Below are 18397 nucleotides of genomic sequence, written 5' to 3'. Positions count from 1 at the left end.
TTCAACGGTGAATAGACCCGTCAGAGCCCGGCGGCTGATCTGCTGCCTCGGCGCCTCCGCACTGATCCTGAGCGGCCTCGCCGCCGGCCAGGCCAGCGCCGGCCAGGCCAGCGCGGCCGACCGCGTCACCATCCGCCCCAACCCCTCCTACCAGGGCGACGAGTTCGAGGGCTGGGGCACCAGCCTGGTCTGGTTCGCCAACGCCACGGGCGACTACCCCGACGAGATCAGGGAGGAGCTGGCCGACCTCGTCTTCGGCGAGGACGGGCTCAACCTCAACATCGCCCGCTACAACGTGGGCGGCGGCAACGCCCCGGACGTCACCGACTACCTGAGGGCCGGCGGCGCCGTCGAGGGCTGGTGGCGGGCGCCCGAGGGCACCACCCGGGACGACGTCGACTGGTGGTCGGCGGACGACCCGGCCGACTGGAACCCGGACGCCGACGCCACCCAACGGTGGTGGGTGGACCGGATCAGGGACGACATCGACCACTGGGAGGCGTTCAGCAACTCGCCGCCCTGGTTCATGACGGTCAGCGGCTACGTCTCGGGCGGCTTCGACTCCAGCGCGGACCAGCTGCGCACGGACTCGGTGGACGACTTCGCCGCCTACCTGGTGGGCGCGGTCGACCGGTTGGAGCGGGCGCACGACATCGAGGTCGACACCGTCGATCCCTTCAACGAGCCCAACACCCCGTACTGGGGAACGCGGTTGGGCGAGGACGGCGAGCCGGTCGGCGGGCGGCAGGAGGGCGCCCACATGGGCCCGGAGCTCCAGCAGCAGGTGATCCGGGCGCTGGCCGAGGAGTTGGGCTCCCGCGGCACCCGCACCGACGCCGTGATCGCCGCGATGGACGAGACCAACCCCGGGACGTTCGCCCGCAACTGGGCGGCCTACCCGAGCGAGGTCCGGGACCTGGTCGAGCAGTTGAACGTGCACACCTACGGCACCGGCTCCCGCACCACCGTGCGCGACCTGGCCAAGGCGGCCGAGACACCGCTGTGGATGAGCGAGGTCGAGGGCGACTGGGGCGACGGGCAGGACTTCGAGTCCATGCGGCCGGGCCTCGGCCTGGCCCGGCACATGGTCGACGACCTGCGGGAACTCGAGCCGAGCGCCTGGGTGTTCTGGCAGCCGGTGGAGGACTACGACAACATGCGGCCGGGCGGCGAGTCCGCGAGGGGCGGCAACTGGGGCAGCATCCAGCTGTCGTTCAGCTGCACCGAGGACGACACCCTGGAGACCTGCCCGATCTACACCAACCAGAAGTTCAACACCGCGCGGAACTTCACCCACTACATCGAGCCCGGCGACCACCTCGTGCAGGTGGACGACCCGTCCAGCACCGCCGCCGTCTCCGCCGACGGCCGGGGCGCGACCGTGGTGCACGTCAACGACGGCGACGTGGCGCGTGAGGTCACGCTCGACCTGTCCGCGTTCGCCCGGGTCGGCCGGGGCGCGACCGTGACCCCCGTGGTGACCAGCGCGGACGGCGCGCTCGTCGAGCAGGACCCGATCCGGGTCACCGACGCGGCGGCCAGCTACACGGTGCCCGCCGGCTCCGTCACCACCTTCGTCGTGGACGGGGTCTCCGGCGTCGCCAGGGACGCCGCCGCGTTCCAGCCGGGCCACGAGTACCGGTTGGGCGGGGTGCAGAGCGGAAAGGCGCTGACCGTCTCCGACGACGGCGCCGGCGTGGTGATCCGCACCGCGGACGCCTCACGCGGGGACCAGCTCTGGCGCGTCGAGCGGCGCGGCGAGCGGTACGTGCTGACGAGCGCGGTCGACGGCCGGCGGCTCGCGGAGCGGGACGGCGCGCCGGTCCTGGAGCGGGACCGGGGGCGGCCCGACCGGGCGGCCCAGTGGATCGCGTCCTCGACCGGCGACGGCACCTGGACGTTCGTCAACGCGGCCAGCGGCAACCTGCTGGAGGTCGGCGGCCAGGCCACGGCGGACAACTCGCCGGTCACCACCTGGCCGCCCAACTCGGGCGCCAACCAGCGCTGGACGGTGAGCGAGTGAGCCGCCGGCCGTAGCCGGCGGAGCATGGGGGAGCACTCCGAGGGGTGAGAGGGGCGAGCGGGGCGCACGCGGCGGCGTGCGCCTCCGTTTCGCCCCTTCGGGTGGTAATGCGTGCGATGCGATTTTCCAACGAGACGGCCGGGGAGCCAGCAGTCTGAGAGAACCGGCAGACGTCGACGGAGGGTGGCGGCATCGCATGGAGACGCGCGCGGATTCGAGCAGGGAAGCCGGTGGGGCGTTCGCTCCCGAGCCACCGGTCGGGGGAGGGGCCTCGGGGGAGGAGCTGGGAGTCCCGAAGGTCCTGGCGCTGGCCGCCGGCGGCACCATCGCCCGCGCGCTGGCCGCGGCGGCCCGGCTCGGCATCGCCGACCGGCTCGCCGCGGGGCCGCTGTCGTCGGGCGAGCTCGCCAAGCGGACCGAGAGCCACCCGGAGGCGCTCGACGCGCTCCTCGGCACCCTGGTGCTCGCCGGCGTCCTGGGGCGGGAGGCGGACGGCGCCTACCGGCTCACCGAGGACTCCGAGGTCCTGCGCTCCGACCACCCCGACTCCCTGCGGAACACCGTGACGCTGATCGCGGAGACCTACGACGACGCGTTCCGCGCCCTGTCGACCACCGTCAGGACGGGCGAGTCCGCCTTCCCCGAGGTCTTCGGCCGACCGCTCTACGAGCACCTGGCGGCCAGCCCGGAGGAGGAGCGCGTCTTCGACGCCTCGATGGCCGAGCTGTGCCGCCCGGTCGCGGCCCAGCTCGCCTCGGTCTACGACTTCTCCGGCGTCCGCACCGTGGTCGACGTCGGCGGCGGGGACGGCACCATGCTCGGCCGCGTCCTCGACGCGCACCCGACGCTGCGCGGGGTGTGCGTGGACCGGCCGAGCGTCTGCGAGCGCGCGCGCCGCGAGCCGCACCCGGCCGGCGACCGGATCTCGTTCGAACCGGCCGACATCTTCACCGAGATCCCGGCCGGCGCCGACCGCTACCTGATCAAGAACGTGCTGCACGACTGGCCCATGGAGCGGCAGGTCCGCGCGCTGACCGTGATCCGCCGCGCCATGGCGGGGAACGCGGCGGCCAGGCTGCTGGTCATCGAGCCCATGCTGGAGGCGGAGCTCGCCGCCCCGCACGTGCTGGCCCAGATGGTGATCTGCGAGTCGGGCACCCGCGGCATCGCGGAGGCCGACATGCGCCGGCTGCTCGCCGCCGCCGGCTTCACGCCGCTCTCCGTCGTCCCGCTCACCGGCGGCCACCAGCTCTTCGAGTGCGCCCCGGCCCCGGCCGCGGAGTCGGCGACCGGCTGACCGTTCTCGGCCGCGGCCATGCCATCGTTGCCCCCGGGGGCACCGCCGGCATTCCGAGGAGGGCGACGTGGCAGCGGCAGTGGACGCGATACCGGACGACTATCTGGACGGCTACGCGGAGATCCTCGCCGAGGTCTCCGCGAGCGGCCGCCGGCTCACCAGGGACGAGCTGCGAGCGCGCCGCGCGCTCGGCGAGCGCGCGGCGCGCGAGGGCCTTGCGCTGCGCGAACTGGTGCGCGTCCACCTGGCCGCCACCCGCGCGCTGTGGCCCGAACTGCCCGGGGTGGCGGGGGCGTTCGGCGTCCGTCAGGTCGGGCTGACCGCCGAGGGCGTGCTGGCCGCCGTCGAGCAGGCGGTCGACGCGCTGGCCGAGGGCTTCGAGCGGGCGCAGCTGCTCGCGGTGCGGCGGGACGAGGCGGCGCGCCGCGAGTTCATCGACGACCTGCTGCACGGCAGGGGAGAGCCGGGCAGCATCTCCGCCCGGGCCGAACGCTACGGGCTGCGGCTCGCCCACACCCACGCGGTCGCGGTGGCGGAGGCGGCCGGCTCCTTCGACGAGGTCCACGCGGTCACCAGACGGGTCGACGACGCACTGGTCGGCCGGTTCGGCATCCGCGAGGTGCTGCTGACCACCAAGGACGGCCGCCTCGTCTGCATCGCGCCCGGACACCGCCCCGAGATCCTCGAGCACTTCGCCGACCGGATGTTGGCCATCGGCGGGGAGGAGGAGCGGCCGCGAACGGCGCTCGGCCGGCCGCACTCGGGCGCCCGGGGGGTGATGCGCTCCTACGAGGAGGCGCTGAGCGCCCTCGAACTCGCCGACCGGGCCCTGATCGACGGCGCGGTGCTGCGGGCCGCGGAACTGCTGGTGTTCCCGGTGCTCACCAGGGACCGGGAGGCGATGGCCGACCTGGTGAGCACGGTGCTCGGGCCGCTCGCCGCCGCCAGGGGCGGCGCGGAACCGCTGGTCCGCACCCTCGACGTCTACTTCGGCGCCGGCTGCGTGGCCGCCGAGGCCGCCCGCCGGCTCTCCCTGAGCGTCCGCGCCCTGACCTACCGCCTCGAGCGCATCCACGCCCTGACGGGCTCCGACCCGGCCGATCCGCTCCAGCGCTACACGCTGCAGACCGCCGTGATCGGAGCCCGCCTCCTCGACTGGCCGGCCCGCGAGTTCTGACGGCGGGCCCACGCGGCCACCCCCGGGCGGTTCCCGGACCGGTGCCCCGCCCGCCCGCCGGCCGGACCCGCGGCCTGTGACCGCGGCCCGCGGCCTCACCCGGCCGACGCCGCCACGTGGAGCGGCGTGGGCGACCCCGGTGGCTTTCAGACCTCCCGAGTGACCTCGACGCGCTCGGCCACCAGGCCGAGCCCGTCGCCCAGCGTCGCCGCCCCGTCCGCCTCGCCCCCCGCAGGGGAGACCGCAGGGGATCCGCTCCTGGCCGCCAGGCCGGACAGCAGTGACGCGACGTCCACCCCCGTGGTCGAGGCGAGCAGCTCCATGCCCTGCGCCACGTTGTCCGCCACGGCGCGCGGCAGCCGGCCCGCGCCGTCGGTGGATATCACGGTCATCTTGTCGATCGCGGACAGCGGCTCGGCGGCCTTGGCCACCACCTGCGGCAGCACCTCGACCAGCATCTGCAGCATCGCCGCGTCCCCGTACCCGGCGAAGGCCTCGGCCTTGCGCCGCATCGCCTCGGCCTCCGAGGCGCCGACGGCGGCGATCGCCGCGGCCTGGGCCCGGCCCTCCACCTGGTGCGCCTCGGCCAGCGCCGCGCGGCGCTGCTTCTCGCCCTCACCGGTCAGCCTGGCCCGCTCCGCCTCGGCCCGCGCCGCGGCCACCTCGGCCACCCGCCGGGCCTCGGCCTCCTGCTCGGCGCGGTAACGCTGGGCGTCCGCCGGCTTGCGCACCTCGGTGTCCAGCTGCCGGTCGGTCAACTCGGCCTGCCTGATGGCCACCTTCTCCTGCTCCGCCAGGACCTCCTGACGCCTGGCCGCCTCGGCCAGCGGCCCCGCCGCGTTGGCCCTGGCGGCGGCCGCCTCGGTCTCCACCTTGATCTCGGCCTGCCGCAGGTAGAGCGTGCGCTGGGCGATCGCTATCTCCTCCTCGGCCCGCAGCCGCGCCTGTTCGGCGGTGCGCCGCGCCTCGGCCTCGGCGATGTCCGCGTCCTGCCTGGCCCGGGCGGCCTCGGGTCGACCGAGGTCGGCCAGGTAGCTGCCCTCGGCCGCGATGTCCTGGATCTGGAAGGTGTCGAGCACCAGGCCCTGCCCCGAGAGACTGGCCTCGGCCTCCTCCGCGACCTGCGCGGCGAACGCGCCCCGGTCCCTGATGACCTCCTCCACCGACATCCGGCCCACGATCGCGCGCAGCGCGCCGGACAGCACCTCCTGCGTGAACGGCACCACACCCTCCTGCTGGCGCAGGAACCGCTGGGCGGCCGAGCGGATGGCGGTCTCGTTGCCACCGACCTTGACGATGGCCACGCCGTCCAGGTCCACCTTCACCCCGCGCAGGGTGACCGCGCCGCGCACCGCCACCGGTATGTGCCGGCTCGACAGGTCCATCACGTGCCGGTGCTGCACCAGCGGCACCACGAACACCCCGGAGCCGACCACGACCTTCTGGCCACCGGCGCCGCGCGAGACCCGCCCGGTGATGACGAACGCCTCGCTCGGCCCGGCCACCTTGTAGCGCGAGACCACCAACAGGCCGAGCAGCAGCAGGAGGACGACCACCCCCACGACGGAGATGACGACAGTACTCATGTGAGCCTCTTCTCTTCAGGATCCCTCCGGATCCCCTCGGGACTCGCCCGGATCGACCGCGGCCGGCGGCGCCCCCGCGCCCCCGCCGCCGGGCGCGTGGCGCACGCACCCCCCGTGCGCCACCCGCCCACTTCCCCCGTGTTCCCCCTCGGGCACCGGTGCGTTCAGCGCTCGACCGAGCGCACCTCGACCGAGGTCGGTGACAGGACGTCCACCACCCACACCTCGGCGCCCGCCGGCACGGCCAGCCGGCTGCGAGCCGCGTACTTGGTGCGCAGCCCCGCGACGTCGAGCAGGACCTCGCCGTATCCCTCGTCGGGTATGGGCGTGATCACGGCCCCCGCGACCCCCACCAGATCCACGCCCCGCGGCGCCGCGTCCGGCTGCCGGCCCATCAGCGCCCGGCTCAGCCGCAGCACCCCCCAGGCCGTGCCGGCCCCCGCCGCCGCCCCCACCGCGGCGGCGGGCGCCGGGCCCATGCCGGTCGCCCCCTGGGCGATGGCGCCCACGAAACCCAGCATGGAGACGAAGGCGGTGACGGCCGGCAGCGAAAGCCACCCGTCGGCACCGGCGAACCCGTCGAACAGCCCGTCAAGCACGCCGTCCAGAACGATGACCAGCCCCAGCAGCAGCAATCCCCCGATGCCGAGAAGCAGAAACCACCCCATCACCGCTCACCTCCCCCACAGGCCGTCTTCGGCCTGTGGAAGGGATGGTGCCATGGGGGTGTGACAGAACACATTGCCGGATGTCGGCAATCTTAACGCGTTCTTAATGCCGGTTCCGGAACGGCCGTCTCGAACAGGGGAGTTGGCGTGGCGGACGGCAAGGGGGCGCGATTCGTGCCGTGGCCGCGGCGGACCGCACCTGACGAAAGTCAGGGTGGCGCCTGACCAAGGTCGACTTACGGCGGTCCGCTCAGCGTGGTCTGCTGAGCACCAGCACGCTGTTGTGCCCCCCGAAGCCGAAGGAGTTGGTCATGGCGACGTTCATCTCGACGGGCCGCGGACGGCCGGTCACGATGTCGAGTTCGGCGTCCGGTTCCTGGCGGTCGAGGTTGGCGGTCGGCGGCACCCGTTGGTGCTCCAGCGCCAGCACGGTGAGCGCCGCCTCGATCGCGCCGGAGGCTCCCAGGGCGTGCCCGAGGACGCTCTTGGGCGCGGTCACCGGCGGGCCCCCGCCGCCGAACACCCGCCGCAGGGCCAGCGCCTCCCCCCGGTCGCCCGGCGGGGTCGAGGTGCCGTGCGCGCTCACGTATCCGATGTCGCCCGGCTCCCGCCCGGCGTCGGCCAGCGCGGTGCGGATGGTGCGCTCGGCGCCCTTCCCCTCGGGTAGCGGGGCCACCGGGTGATGGGCGTCGCTGGTGGCGGCGTGGCCGAGCAGCAGGGCCCGCACCCGGGCCCCGCGCCGCCGGGCGTGGTCCTGGCGCTCCAGCACCAGCAGGCCCGCGCCCTCCGAGAGCACGAAGCCGTCGCGCTCCAGGTCGAAGGGGCGACAGGCGGCGGCCGGGTCGTCGGTTCTGCGGGAGAGCGCCTGGAGTTGGGCGAAGCAGGTCGCGGTCATCCTGCTCCGACCCGACTCCGCGCCGCCGGCCAGCACGATGTCGCAGGTGCCGGCCGCCAGCAGGGCGCGGGCGACGCCGAGCGCGGTGGAGCCGGAGGCGCAGGCGCTGGAGACGGTGAAGCTCGGCCCGTGGGCCCCGAGGTCCATGGCCACCTCGCCGGCCACCATGTTGGGCACGCTGCGGGTGAGCGCGATGGGCGAGACGTGGGTGGGGCGGCCCTCGTTGAGCCTGGCGAACTCCTTGGGGTAGGTCTCCAGGCTGTTGCTGCCGGTGCCGAGGACCACGCCGACACGGTCGGCGGCCCAGGCGGTCGGGTCCAGATCGGCGTCCGCGACGGCCTGGCGGGCGGCGGTCAGGCCGAGCTGGGTGAAGCGGTCGAGGCGGCGGGCCAGCTTGCGGCCGTGGACGGCGTCCGGGTCGAAGTCGTCGACCCGGCAGGAGAAGTCGACGGGCAGCCCGGCCAGTTCGGGGTCGTGGCGGGCGAGGCCGCGGCCCTCGCACAGGGTCGCCCAGGTGGCCTCGGCGGTGAGGCCGGCGGGAGTGATCATCCCGATGCCCGTGATCGCCGCCTCAGTGTCGGGTGTCCGCATGGGCCGCCGCCTCCATCCGCTCGTAGAGCTCCCGGAAGCGCTCGGCCGTGGTCCGCAGCGTGTCGAGGTGGCGGCCGAGCCGGTCGCGGGCCGCCTCGCCGGCCGGGCCGAGGCCGGTGCGGGTCATCACCCGCAGCGAGCGGAGCAGCGGGAGCACCACGTGCTCGCGGTGGACGCCCAGGTGGTAGATGCCGGCCGAGGCGATCCGCAGGGCGCGCTGCTGGAAGCCGGGGATGGCGGTGCCCGGCATCTGGAAGCCGCAGACGACGTCGGCCAGGGCGACGGTGGCCGCGTCGGGGGCCAGTTCCAGCGCGTCCGCGAAGAGGTCCCGGTAGAAGAGCATGTGCAGGTTCTCGTCGGCCGCGATCCGGGAGGCGAGCAGCTTGCCGGCCGGGTCGCCGCAGGCCGCGCCGGCGTTGCGGTGGGCCTCGCGGGTGGCCAGCTCCTGGACGGTGACGTAGGCGATCGCGTGCAGCACGGTGGGCTGGTCGCTGGAGTAGCCCTCGGCGACCTGCCGCATCCGGCACCGTTCCAGCTCGACCGGGTCGACCGCGCGGGTGGCGTGCAGGTAGGCGCGCAGCGCGTCGGCGTGCCGGCCCTCCTCGGCGGTCCAGCGGTGCACCCAGGTGCCCCAGGCGCCGTCCCGGCCGAAGCGGGTGGCGATCTCGAAGTGGTAGCTGGGCAGGTTGTCCTCGGTGAGGAGGTTGACGAGCAACGCGTCCCGGACGGCGGGCGGCAGCGGGGACTGCTCGGGCCGCCAGGGTTCGCCGCCGAGGGGGCCGTCGAAGTCGCGGCCCGCGCTCCACGGCACGTACGTGTGCGGCATCCAGGTCTGGGCCGTGTTCAGGTGGCGGTCGAGCAGCCGGGCGACGGAGGGTTCGAGCGGGGTGAGGATGTCGCGAGCATGGTGAGGTGAGGGGCTGGTCATCGAGGTGGGGCTTTCGGAAGGGGCTGGTCGGCTGGCACGAGCAGCCGCGGTGGATGGCCGGCCGCGGCCGGGTCGCGGTTCGCGACCGCCGGCTCGGCGGCAACCGAGGGGCTGCGGCGGGTGATCTCCGTGACGGCTGCCGGGAGGTGCTCCGGCGCCGCCCGCAACCGGTCGGCGGACCCGGGCTCTTCGATGACGGCCCGGGCCAGGTGATGGGAGGTGGAACCAGGGCCCGGCCGTGGGTTCCGCGGGTCGGGCCGGGCGGCCCGTCGGCGCACGGCCGGGCCGGGCGGCGGGCGATCGGCGGCCGGCGCGTGGTCGGTGGCGGCCGTGGGGGACCGTGTCACGCGCATCGCAGCAGTAACGCGGCGCTCTGGCCGCCCAGCGCGGAGGAGACGGTGAGTGCGCCGAGCCCTCCGGGCACGTGGCGCGGGGTCTTGGCGACCACGTCCAGGTCGAAGGCAGGGTCGAGCCGGTCCAGGTTGGCGGTCGGCGGGATCAGCCGCTCGCGCAGCGCCAGCACCGTGAGGGCCGCCTCGATGGCGCCCGAGCCGGCGCCGGCGTGCCCGAGGGCACCCTTCGGCGCGGTCACCGGCGGCCGGTGGGGCAGCGCGCGGGCGAGCCAGCCCGCCTCGGCCGCGTCGTTGGCCACGGTCGCCGCGCCGTGGGCGTTGACGTGGCCGACGTCCGCCGGCTGCCAGCCGGCGTCGGCCAGGGCGGCCTCGGTCGCCCGCCGGCCGCCGGCGCCCTCCGGGTCGGGGGCGGTGGGGTGGTGGGCCTCGCCCGCCGCCCCGCAGCCGGCGAGCCAGGCCAGCACCGGGGCCAGCCGGGCGCGCGCGTGGCTGGGGCGCTCCAGCACCAGCACGGCGGCGCCCTCGGCGACCACGAGGCCGTCGCGGTCCGCGTCGAAGGGCCGGGAGGCGGCGGCCGGGTCCCCGGTGCGCCGGGAGACCGTGCCGAGCTGGGCGAAGCCGGCGACGGTCAGCGGGTGGCGAAGCGATTCAGCACCGCCGACCACTGCCACGTCCAGTTCGCCCGAGCCCAGCAGGTCCCGGGCGATCCGGGCGGCGAGCAGGGGAGAGGCGCAGCCGGACACCGTGGCGAAGGCGGGCCCGGTCGCCCCGAGGTCGAGGGCGATCTCGCCGGCGCAGGCGCTGGGCAGCGCCCTGGGCAGCGCGGTCGGGGAGATCGTCTCGGGCCGGCCGGCGAGCAGCCGCTGGTGGGCCTCGACCACTCCGGCCAGGCTCGACCCGCCGGAGCCCATCAGCACCCCGATCCGCGCGGGGTCGAGGTCGCCGGGGGCCAGGCAGGCCATGGCCATCGCCTCGCGGGCGGCCACCACGCCGAGCTGGGTGACCCGGTCGAGGCGCCTGGCGAGCCGGCGGCCGAGCAGCGCGTCGCCGTCGAAGCCCGGCACCGGACAGGAGATGTCTACGGGCAGCCCGGCGAGCGCCTCGTCCCGCCCGGCCGTGGCCCGGCCGGCGCACACCGTCCGCCAGGTCGCGGGGGCCCCGACGCCGCCCGGGGTGACGAGACCGACCCCGGTCACGGCGATCTCGCGGCCCACTACACGCCCGCCGTGGCGGTGGCGTATCGTTCCGCCGCCGCGTGGAGCGGGGTGTCCAGGTCGATGTCGTCGACCAGCCGGCCGGTGCGCTCGGTGACGATCACGGCCAGCTCGGTCAGCGAGAGCGAGTCGAGCTCGAGTGCGCGGAAGGTGGCCTCGGGGCGCACGGAGTCGGCCTCGATGCCGAACTCCTCGATCAGCAGCGTCGCCAGCATCTGGTACATCGGCACTCCTCACGGCCGCTCGGTTCCCCGTTACGGATGGCTAACGGGTCCATCGGCGGCGGTGGTTACGTGGGGGCCGACGGTTCAGCCGAACGGGTAAGGGTGGCCTGAGGCGTGTTGTCAGGTGACGGCCGTGGCGCCGGCGCCGGGACGCTCCTCGGCCCCGGCCTTCGCCCCGACCTCCGCACCGGACTCCGTCCCGGTCGGCTCGGTGTCCAGCGAGGACTGCAGGCGCACGCTGGCCAGCCGCATGTGCTCGGTCATCGCGCGGTCGGCGGCCTCCGGGTCGCGCTGCCGGATGGCCTCCAGGATGGTGCCGTGCTCGTGGAGGGTGCCGGTGATGGTGCCCTCGATGTCGCCGGCGCGCTCCATCCACACCTGCAGCAGCGCGCGGATGCTGTGCAGGATGTCGTTGAGCACGGTGTTGCGGGCGATGTTCGCCGTCTCCAGGTGGAAGGCGATGTCGGCCTCGATGAACGCCGTGACGTCCCCGCCGGCCTCGCGCATCCGCTCCAGGTGCCCGCTGAGCCTGGTGACGTCCGCCTCGTCGGCGCGCTCGGCGGCGAGCCGGGCCGACATCCGCTCCATGAAGGCGCGCACCTCGACCAGGTCCTGGGTGCGGCGCTGCCCGAGCATGAGCCCCCAGTTGATGGCGCGGGGCAGGAACTCGGAGGTGTTGGCCCGCACGTAGGAGCCCGAGCCCGGCTTGATCTCGATGATGCCGAGCACGTCGAGCGCCGAGAGCGCCCCCCGCACGCTGGAGCGCGCCACTCCCAGTGCCTCCGCGAGCTGGCGCTCGGCGGGGAGCCGGGTCCCCGGTCTGAGGTTCCCCTCGGTGAGGTGGTCGAGGAGGCGCTTGGCCACCTCGCTCACGGACGACTCACGCACGACGGGCCGCAGGAGCGAGACCAGGTCCGTCGTGGCGTCCGGTTGATCGGTTGGAGCAGTCACCCGTCAAGTACATCAGACCGCGGGTGAAGCACGTCACGGGCCGTCACGCCACTCGAACGGCCCGGTAGCGCAACCGGACATATAGCCTGAAAGAAGCACGAAAGATTTTGGTAAATTGGTTACCAATCCCTTTGGTAAATTGGTAACCACTGTTAACGTGAGCGTCCCCGACCCCGCCCGGTGTGGAGCGGCCCGCTCGCCGCCCACGCTCCTCCGGGCGGTGGCAACCAATCGGGCGACACCCGGACAAAGCTGTCCGATGCACCAAGGAGTGACCGTATGGGAGCCGCTGCACAGCCCCAGGACGCCAGCGTCATAGAGAGATCAGCCATCCGGAAGATCTCGATCCGGCTGGTCCCCTTCGTGGCCCTGATGTTCTTCGTGAACTATCTGGACAGGACCGCCGTCTCCTTCGCCGAGCCCAACGGCATGGGCGAGGACCTCGCGCTCACCGCGGCCCAGTTCGGCTTCGCGTCCGGCGTCTTCTTCATCGGCTACATCGCGCTCGAAGTGCCGAGCAACATGGCCCTGCACCGGTTCGGCGCCCGCCGCTGGCTGGCCCGGATCATGGTGACCTGGGGCATCGTCTCCCTGCTCTTCACCTGGGTGCAGAGCAGCGAGCAGCTCTACGTGCTGCGCTTCATCCTCGGCATCGCCGAGGCCGGCTTCTTCCCCGGCGCCATCCTCTACCTGAGCCAGTGGGTCCCGACCCGGCACCGCACCAAGATCCTCGCGCTGTTCTACCTGGCCCAGCCGCTGACCACCGTCATCGGCGCCCCGCTCGCCGGCCTGCTGATCGAGCGCCACGGCCTGTTCGGCCTCGAGGGCTGGCGCGTGATGTTCCTCGGCGTCTCGCTGCCGGCGATCATCCTCGGCGTCGTCGCCTGGTTCTACCTGATCGACCGCCCGGCCCACGCCAAGTGGCTCACCCAGCAGGAGAAGGACTGGCTGGAGGGCGAGCTCGCCGCGGAGAACGCGGGCAAGGCCGGCGCCGACGAGGCCCAGTCCCACGGCCGCGAGGCCCTGAAGACCGCGTTCACCAGCGCCCGCGTCTGGACGCTCTCGCTGATCTACTTCGGCTTCATCTACGGCCTCTACGCCCTCGCCTTCTTCCTGCCGACGATCATCAACGGCTTCCAGGAGGAGTTCGACACCAGCTTCAGCGTCATGGACAAGGCGCTGATCACCGCCATCCCGTACCTGCCGGCCGCGATCGTCCTCTTCTTCTGGTCCCGGCACGCCACCCGGAACGGCACCAAGGTCTGGCACATCGCGGGTCCCGCGATCGTCGGCGGTCTCTCCATCCCCGTCGCCCTCTACATGGACTCGCCCGCCGCCACCGTGGCCGTGATCACCGTCACCGCCTGCTCGATCTTCGCCGCCCTGCCGGTGTTCTGGTCGGTGCCGTCCCGGTTCCTCACCGGCGCCGCCGCGGCCGCGGGCATCGCCCTGATCAACACCATGGGCAACGTCGCCGGCTTCGCCGCCGGCTACGTCACCGGCTGGCTGAAGGACTTCAGCGGCGGCTACCACCTGCCGCTGTTCCTGGTCGGCGGCCTCATGATCCTGTCCGGTCTGCTGATGGTCTGGCTCTCCCGCCGCCCAGGCGACGAGGCCACCCACCTGGACGACCCCGCCCCATCCGCCGCACCCCTCGCCGAGGCCCATCGATGACCCAGCTCTTCAACGACCCCGCCGCCTTCGCCGACGAGGCCCTCGAAGGCTTCGTCGCCGCCCACCGGCGGTGGGTACGACCGGTCCCGGGCGGCGTGGTGCGCGCCGCCGCCCGGGTCCCGGGCCAGGTCGCCGTCGTCATCGGCGGCGGCAGCGGCCACTACCCGGCCTTCTCGGGCCTGGTCGGCCAGGGCCTGGCCCATGGCGCCGCCGTCGGCAACGTCTTCGCCTCCCCCTCGGCCCGCCAGGTCAGGCAGGTCGCGAAGGCGGCCGAGGCCGGCGGCGGGGTGCTCCTGACCTTCGGCAACTACGCCGGCGACGTGCTGCACTTCGGGCAGGCCGCCGACCAGCTGCGTGCCGAGGGCGTCGACGTCCGGGTGCTGCCGGTCACTGACGACGTGTCCAGCGCCAGTCCCGAGGAGGCGCACAAGCGCCGCGGGGTCGCCGGCGACCTGGCCGTCTTCAAGGTCGCGGGCGCCGCCGCCGAACGCGGACTCCCCCTCGACGAGGTCACCCGCCTCGCCGAGCTCGCCAACGCCCGCACCCGCTCCTTCGGTGTCGCCCTCAGCGGCTGCACCCTGCCGGGCGCCGACGAGCCGCTGTTCACCGTCGATCCCGGCCGGCTCGCGCTCGGCCTCGGCATCCACGGCGAGCCGGGCATGGGCGAGCGGGACGTGCCGAGCGCCGACGAGACCGCCGCGCTGCTGGTCGGGACGCTGCTCGCCGAGCTGCCGCCCGGCGTCGATGGGACGGCGGGGCAGCGCGCCGCCGTGATCCTCAACGGGCTCGGCGCCGTCAAGTACGAGGAGCTGTTCGTCGTCTACCGCAGGGTCGCCGAGCTGCTCGGGGAGGCCGGCGTCGAGATCGTCGACCCCGAGGTCGGCGAGCTGGTCACCAGCTTCGACATGGCGGGCGTCTCGCTCACCCTCTGCTGGCTCACCGACGAGCTCGAACCGCTGTGGACCGCGCCCGCCGACGCCCCCGCATACCGCAAGGGCGCCGTCGCGGCGCCCGCCGCCGCGACCCAGGACGGCGACGAGCCGGCGACCGCCGCCGAACAGGACGCGCTGCCCGCGGCCGACGACGACAGCCGCCGCGCCGCCCGCCGGGTCCTCGCCGCGCTGGCCGCCGTCCGCGCCACCGTCGACGAGCACGTCGACGAGCTCGGACGGATCGACGCCGTCGCCGGCGACGGCGACCACGGCATCGGCATGGGGCGCGGCTCGCACGCCGCCCACGAGGCCGCCGCCGACGCCGTCGCCCGCGGCGCGGGCGCCGCCACCACCCTCGACCTGGCCGCCGCCGCCTGGGCGGACCGGGCCGGCGGCACCTCCGGCGCCCTGTGGGGCGTCATCCTCGGCTCGGTCGGCTCCGCGCTCGGCGACACCGGGCGCCCCACCCCCGAGGCCGTCGCCTCCGGAGTGGCCGGGGCCGCCGCCGGCGTCCAGCGCCTCGGCAAGGCCGAGGTCGGCGACAAGACCATGGTCGACGCCCTGGTGCCGTTCGCCGACGCCCTCGGCGCGGCCGTCGCCACCGGCGCGCCGCTGGCCACCGCCTGGGACACCGCCGCCAGCGCCGCCGAGGCCGCGGCCGCCGCCACCGCCGAGCTGCTGCCCCGGATGGGCCGCGCCCGACCGCACGCCGAGAAGAGCCTGGGCACCCCGGACGCCGGCGCGCACTCCCTCGCCCTGATCACCCGCGCCGTACAACGCACCCTCGCTGACAAGGAAGTTGACTGACGATGAGCGAGACCCCCGACAAGCTGCGGATAGTCGTCGGCGCCGACGACGCCGGCTTCGCCTACAAGGAGGCCCTGAAGAAGGACCTGGAGGCCAGTGACCTGGTCGCCTCCGTCACCGACGTCGGCGTCGACGCGGACGGCCACACCGCCTACCCCACCATCGCCATCGCCGCCGCCGAACTCGTCGCCGCCGGCAAGGCCGACCGGGCCCTGCTGGTCTGCGGCACCGGCCTCGGCGTCGCCATCAGCGCCAACAAGGTCAAGGGCATCAGGGCCGTCACCGCGCACGACTCGTTCTCCGTCGAGCGCGCCATCCTCTCCAACAACGCGCAGGTCCTCACCTTCGGCCAGCGCGTCGTCGGCCTCGAACTCGCCCGCCGGCTCGCCGCCGAGTGGCTCACCTACCGCTTCGACGAGACCTCCGCCTCGGCCGGCAAGGTCCAGGTGCTCAATGACTACGAGAACGGCGGTGCGAACAGCTGCGCCGGAGCCGCCTGATGCGCACCGCGCCCGCCGTCACCATCGGGATCAGTCTGAAGATGTACCTCGGGCATCACCAGACCCTCAACTGGTCCCGTCGGATAGCCGCGATCGCCGGACGGCACCCCGCCGTCACCACCGGCCTCGCCGAGCTGTTCGTGCTCCCCTCCTTCCCCGCGCTCGTGCCGGTCGCCTCCATCGTCGCCGGCTCCGGCGTCCGGGTCGGCGCCCAGGACCTGGCGGCCGAGGACGCGGGCCCCTACACCGGCGAGGTCAGCGGCGCGCACCTGAAGGAGATCGGCTGCGACTACGCCGAGGTCGGCCACGCCGAACGGCGGCGGCTCTTCGGCGAGGGCGACACGGTGGTCGCCGCCAAGACGGCGGCCGCCCTGCGTAACGGCCTCACCCCGGTGCTCTGCGTCGGCGAACTCAACCGGACCTCGCAGGACGACGCCGCGGTCCGCACCGTCGCCGAACTGGAACGCCTGCTGTACGGACTGACCGGCCCCGTCGTCGTCGCCTACGAGCCGCAGTGGGCGATCGGCGCCCCCAGGCCCGCCTCAACCGAGCACATCCGCACCGTCTGCGCGGCCCTGTCCGACTGGCTCGCCGACCGGGCCGAGTTCGCCGGCGGCCGGGTCATCTACGGCGGCAGTGCCGGCCCCGGTCTCCTCGGCGACCTCGGCACGGACGTCGGCGGCCTCTTCCTCGGCCGGTTCGCCCACGACCCCGCCGCCGTCGAGTCCATCCTCGACGAGGCGCTCGCCCTGCACGGCGCCGCGACGGAGGGGGCGAGCGTCTGATGGCCTACGGACTGAGCACCTACGCCTTCTTCTGGCGCGTCTCGTCGCGCGCCCCGCGCCCGCTGACCGTCCTGGAGATGCTGGAACAGACCCGCGAACTCGGCGGCCAGGTCTTCCAGATCTGCGACCACCCGCCGATCGAGACGCTCGACGACGCGGCGCTCGCCGAGATCCGCCGCTACGCCGAGTCCGCCGGCATCACCCTCGAACTCGGCACCCGCGGCGTGCGCCCCGAGCACCTGCGGCGCTACCTCGACCTCGCGGACCGCCTCGGCGCCACGTTCGTCCGCTCCATGCTCAACACCGTCGACCACCGGCCGACCGTCGCCGAGGCCACCGCGCTGCTGCGCGAGGCCGTCGCCGAGTACGCGGCGCGCGGCGTCACGTTGGGCCTCGAGACATACGAACAGGTGTCGACCGACGACCTGTTGGCCGTGGTGCGCGGCGTCGACAGCCCGCACCTCGGGGTGGTGCTCGACCCGGGCAACAGCGTCGCCCGCCTGGAGCGGCCCGTCGACGTCGTCGACGCCACCGCCCCGCACGTGGTCAACATCCACGTCAAGGACTTCGCGTTCACCCGCCGCGACGGCTGGGTCGGCTTCACCTACGCCGGCTGCCGCCTCGGCGAGGGACTCCTCGACTACCGCCACCTCGTCGACACGGTGCGGCCGGCGGAGCGGGGCGTCAACCAGATCGTGGAGCACTGGCTTCCCTGGCAGGACGGCTTCGAGGAGACCGCCAGGCTCGAGGCCGACTGGACCAGACACAGCATCGAAACCCTCCTGAACGAAAACCTCCTGAGGAGCAACTGATGGCTACCGAAGCCACGACCGCCACCGTCGCGGTCATCGGCGCCGCCGGCAAGATGGGCCAGCGCGTCTCGAACAACCTGGTCAAGAGCGACTTCACCACCCTCTTCAGCGAGAACTCGCCCAAGGGGCAGGAGCTGTTGCGCGAGCTCGGCCGCGAACTCACCGAGGGTACCGAGGCCGCCGCCCAGGCCGACGTCGTGATCCTCGCCGTGCCGGACGTGGTGCTCGGCACCGTCTCCGAGACGCTGGTCCCGCTGATGAAGCCCGGCGCGATCCTCCTCACCCTCGACCCGGCCGCCGCCTACGCGGGCCTGCTGACCCGCCGCGACGACATCCACAACGCGGTCGCGCACCCCTGCCACCCGTCGGTCTTCCTGGAGCGCACCACCAAGGAGGAGTACGCGGACACCTTCGGCGGCATCGCCGCCCCCCAGGAGGTCGTCGCCTCCTTCGAGGGCACGGACGAGTCCGCCAAGGCGCTGGCCGAGTCCGTCATCCGCACCATGTACGCGCCCGTCGTCGACGTGCACTGGGTGACGGTCAAGCAGCTCGCGGTGCTGGAGCCGACCCTCGTCGAGACCATCGCCTGCATGGTCGGCGCGCTGCTGACCGAGGCGCTGCACGAGACCGTCCACACGGTGGGCGTCCCGGAGAAGGCCGCCCGCGCCATGCTCCTCGGCCACACCCAGGTGGCGCTGGCCAACACCCTCAAGGGCGACAACCCGTTCTCGGACGCCTGCCTGATCGCCATGGACTACGGCCGCGAGTCGATCGTCCGCGACGACTGGAAGAAGGTCTTCGACGACGCCGAACTCGACAAGGTCATCACGCGGATGCTCCGCATCAAGGAGATCAAGCGGTAACGCTGGGCGCTGGCCTTGGCCACGCCGGTGCGCCGGGCCGCTGCGCGGCCCCGCCCCCCCGCGGCCCCGACGGGGCCCCCCCCCCGGCCGGCGCACCCCGCGCCGAAAAGGCGCGGG

Annotated in this window: 16 protein-coding genes; 9 read left to right on the top strand and 7 right to left on the bottom strand. The window is 74.0% G+C overall.

What is annotated here, in order from left to right; all coding sequences use genetic code 11:
• The first annotated feature begins 7 nt into the window (after nucleotides 1–7).
• The 3 genes from ACFWI8_RS14170 (at nucleotide 8) to ACFWI8_RS14160 (ending at nucleotide 4497) form a co-directional block, all read left to right on the top strand.
• Nucleotides 8–2023, top strand: a complete 2016-nt coding sequence (locus ACFWI8_RS14170; RefSeq protein WP_387090186.1) for an RICIN domain-containing protein — start codon at nucleotides 8–10, stop codon at nucleotides 2021–2023.
• A gap of 196 nt (nucleotides 2024–2219) precedes the next feature.
• Nucleotides 2220–3320 carry a methyltransferase gene (locus ACFWI8_RS14165; protein ID WP_387090183.1) on the top strand — a complete coding sequence of 367 codons (1101 nt, stop codon included), beginning with the start codon at nucleotides 2220–2222 and terminating at the stop codon, nucleotides 3318–3320.
• A gap of 67 nt (nucleotides 3321–3387) precedes the next feature.
• Complete coding sequence (locus ACFWI8_RS14160; RefSeq protein WP_387090180.1) at nucleotides 3388–4497, top strand: PucR family transcriptional regulator; 1110 nt, start codon at nucleotides 3388–3390, stop codon at nucleotides 4495–4497.
• Nucleotides 4498–4643: 146 nt separating this feature from the next.
• Here ACFWI8_RS14160 and ACFWI8_RS14155 read toward each other — a convergent pair whose 3' ends face one another.
• The 7 genes from ACFWI8_RS14155 to ACFWI8_RS14125 form a co-directional block, all read right to left on the bottom strand.
• Entirely contained in the window at nucleotides 4644–6083 is a 1440-nt protein-coding gene (locus ACFWI8_RS14155; protein WP_387090177.1) for a flotillin family protein, read from the bottom strand.
• Between the two features lie 164 nt (nucleotides 6084–6247).
• A complete protein-coding gene (locus ACFWI8_RS14150; protein ID WP_387090174.1) occupies nucleotides 6248–6751 on the bottom strand; it encodes a hypothetical protein in 504 nt (167 codons plus the stop codon).
• Nucleotides 6752–7001: 250 nt separating this feature from the next.
• Entirely contained in the window at nucleotides 7002–8237 is a 1236-nt protein-coding gene (locus tag ACFWI8_RS14145; RefSeq protein WP_387090171.1) for a beta-ketoacyl-[acyl-carrier-protein] synthase family protein, read from the bottom strand.
• Nucleotides 8218–9165: an acyl-ACP desaturase gene (locus tag ACFWI8_RS14140; protein WP_387090168.1), complete on the bottom strand. Its 948-nt coding sequence runs from the start codon at nucleotides 9163–9165 to the stop codon at nucleotides 8218–8220. The genes ACFWI8_RS14145 and ACFWI8_RS14140 overlap by 20 nt, the downstream gene beginning before the upstream one ends.
• A gap of 343 nt (nucleotides 9166–9508) precedes the next feature.
• A complete protein-coding gene (locus ACFWI8_RS14135) occupies nucleotides 9509–10714 on the bottom strand; it encodes a beta-ketoacyl-[acyl-carrier-protein] synthase family protein (protein ID WP_387090165.1) in 1206 nt (401 codons plus the stop codon).
• A gap of 17 nt (nucleotides 10715–10731) precedes the next feature.
• Entirely contained in the window at nucleotides 10732–10956 is a 225-nt protein-coding gene (locus tag ACFWI8_RS14130; RefSeq protein ID WP_311602416.1) for a phosphopantetheine-binding protein, read from the bottom strand.
• Nucleotides 10957–11076: 120 nt separating this feature from the next.
• The gene (locus ACFWI8_RS14125; RefSeq protein WP_387090162.1) at nucleotides 11077–11907 is read right to left on the bottom strand and encodes a FadR/GntR family transcriptional regulator; all 831 of its coding nucleotides are present in this window, start codon (nucleotides 11905–11907) and stop codon (nucleotides 11077–11079) included.
• A gap of 279 nt (nucleotides 11908–12186) precedes the next feature.
• Between ACFWI8_RS14125 and ACFWI8_RS14120 the strand changes: the two genes are divergently transcribed.
• The 6 genes from ACFWI8_RS14120 to ACFWI8_RS14095 are packed head-to-tail and all read left to right on the top strand — an operon-like array spanning nucleotide 12187 to nucleotide 18280.
• Nucleotides 12187–13581 carry an MFS transporter gene (locus ACFWI8_RS14120; RefSeq protein ID WP_387090159.1) on the top strand — a complete coding sequence of 465 codons (1395 nt, stop codon included), beginning with the start codon at nucleotides 12187–12189 and terminating at the stop codon, nucleotides 13579–13581.
• A complete protein-coding gene (locus ACFWI8_RS14115) occupies nucleotides 13578–15320 on the top strand; it encodes a dihydroxyacetone kinase family protein (protein WP_387090156.1) in 1743 nt (580 codons plus the stop codon). The genes ACFWI8_RS14120 and ACFWI8_RS14115 overlap by 4 nt, the downstream gene beginning before the upstream one ends.
• 2 nt (nucleotides 15321–15322) lie before the next feature.
• Entirely contained in the window at nucleotides 15323–15820 is a 498-nt protein-coding gene (locus ACFWI8_RS14110) for a ribose-5-phosphate isomerase (RefSeq protein ID WP_387090153.1), read from the top strand.
• Nucleotides 15820–16605, top strand: coding sequence for a triose-phosphate isomerase family protein (locus ACFWI8_RS14105; protein WP_387090150.1), 786 nt, complete (start codon nucleotides 15820–15822; stop codon nucleotides 16603–16605). The genes ACFWI8_RS14110 and ACFWI8_RS14105 overlap by 1 nt, the downstream gene beginning before the upstream one ends.
• Complete coding sequence (locus tag ACFWI8_RS14100) at nucleotides 16605–17417, top strand: sugar phosphate isomerase/epimerase family protein (RefSeq protein WP_387090147.1); 813 nt, start codon at nucleotides 16605–16607, stop codon at nucleotides 17415–17417. Before ACFWI8_RS14105 ends, ACFWI8_RS14100 begins: the two co-directional genes overlap by 1 nt.
• Nucleotides 17417–18280 (top strand): phosphogluconate dehydrogenase C-terminal domain-containing protein, encoded by an 864-nt coding sequence (locus tag ACFWI8_RS14095; protein ID WP_387090145.1) that lies wholly within the window; start codon nucleotides 17417–17419, stop codon nucleotides 18278–18280. The genes ACFWI8_RS14100 and ACFWI8_RS14095 overlap by 1 nt, the downstream gene beginning before the upstream one ends.
• The last annotated feature ends 117 nt before the right edge of the window (nucleotides 18281–18397 follow it).

The organism is Streptomyces sp. NPDC127098 (assembly GCF_042722465.1).
Taxonomy (GTDB): Bacteria; Actinomycetota; Actinomycetes; order Streptomycetales; family Streptomycetaceae; genus Streptomyces; species Streptomyces millisiae.
This window is presented reverse-complemented; position numbering and strand designations above follow the sequence as displayed.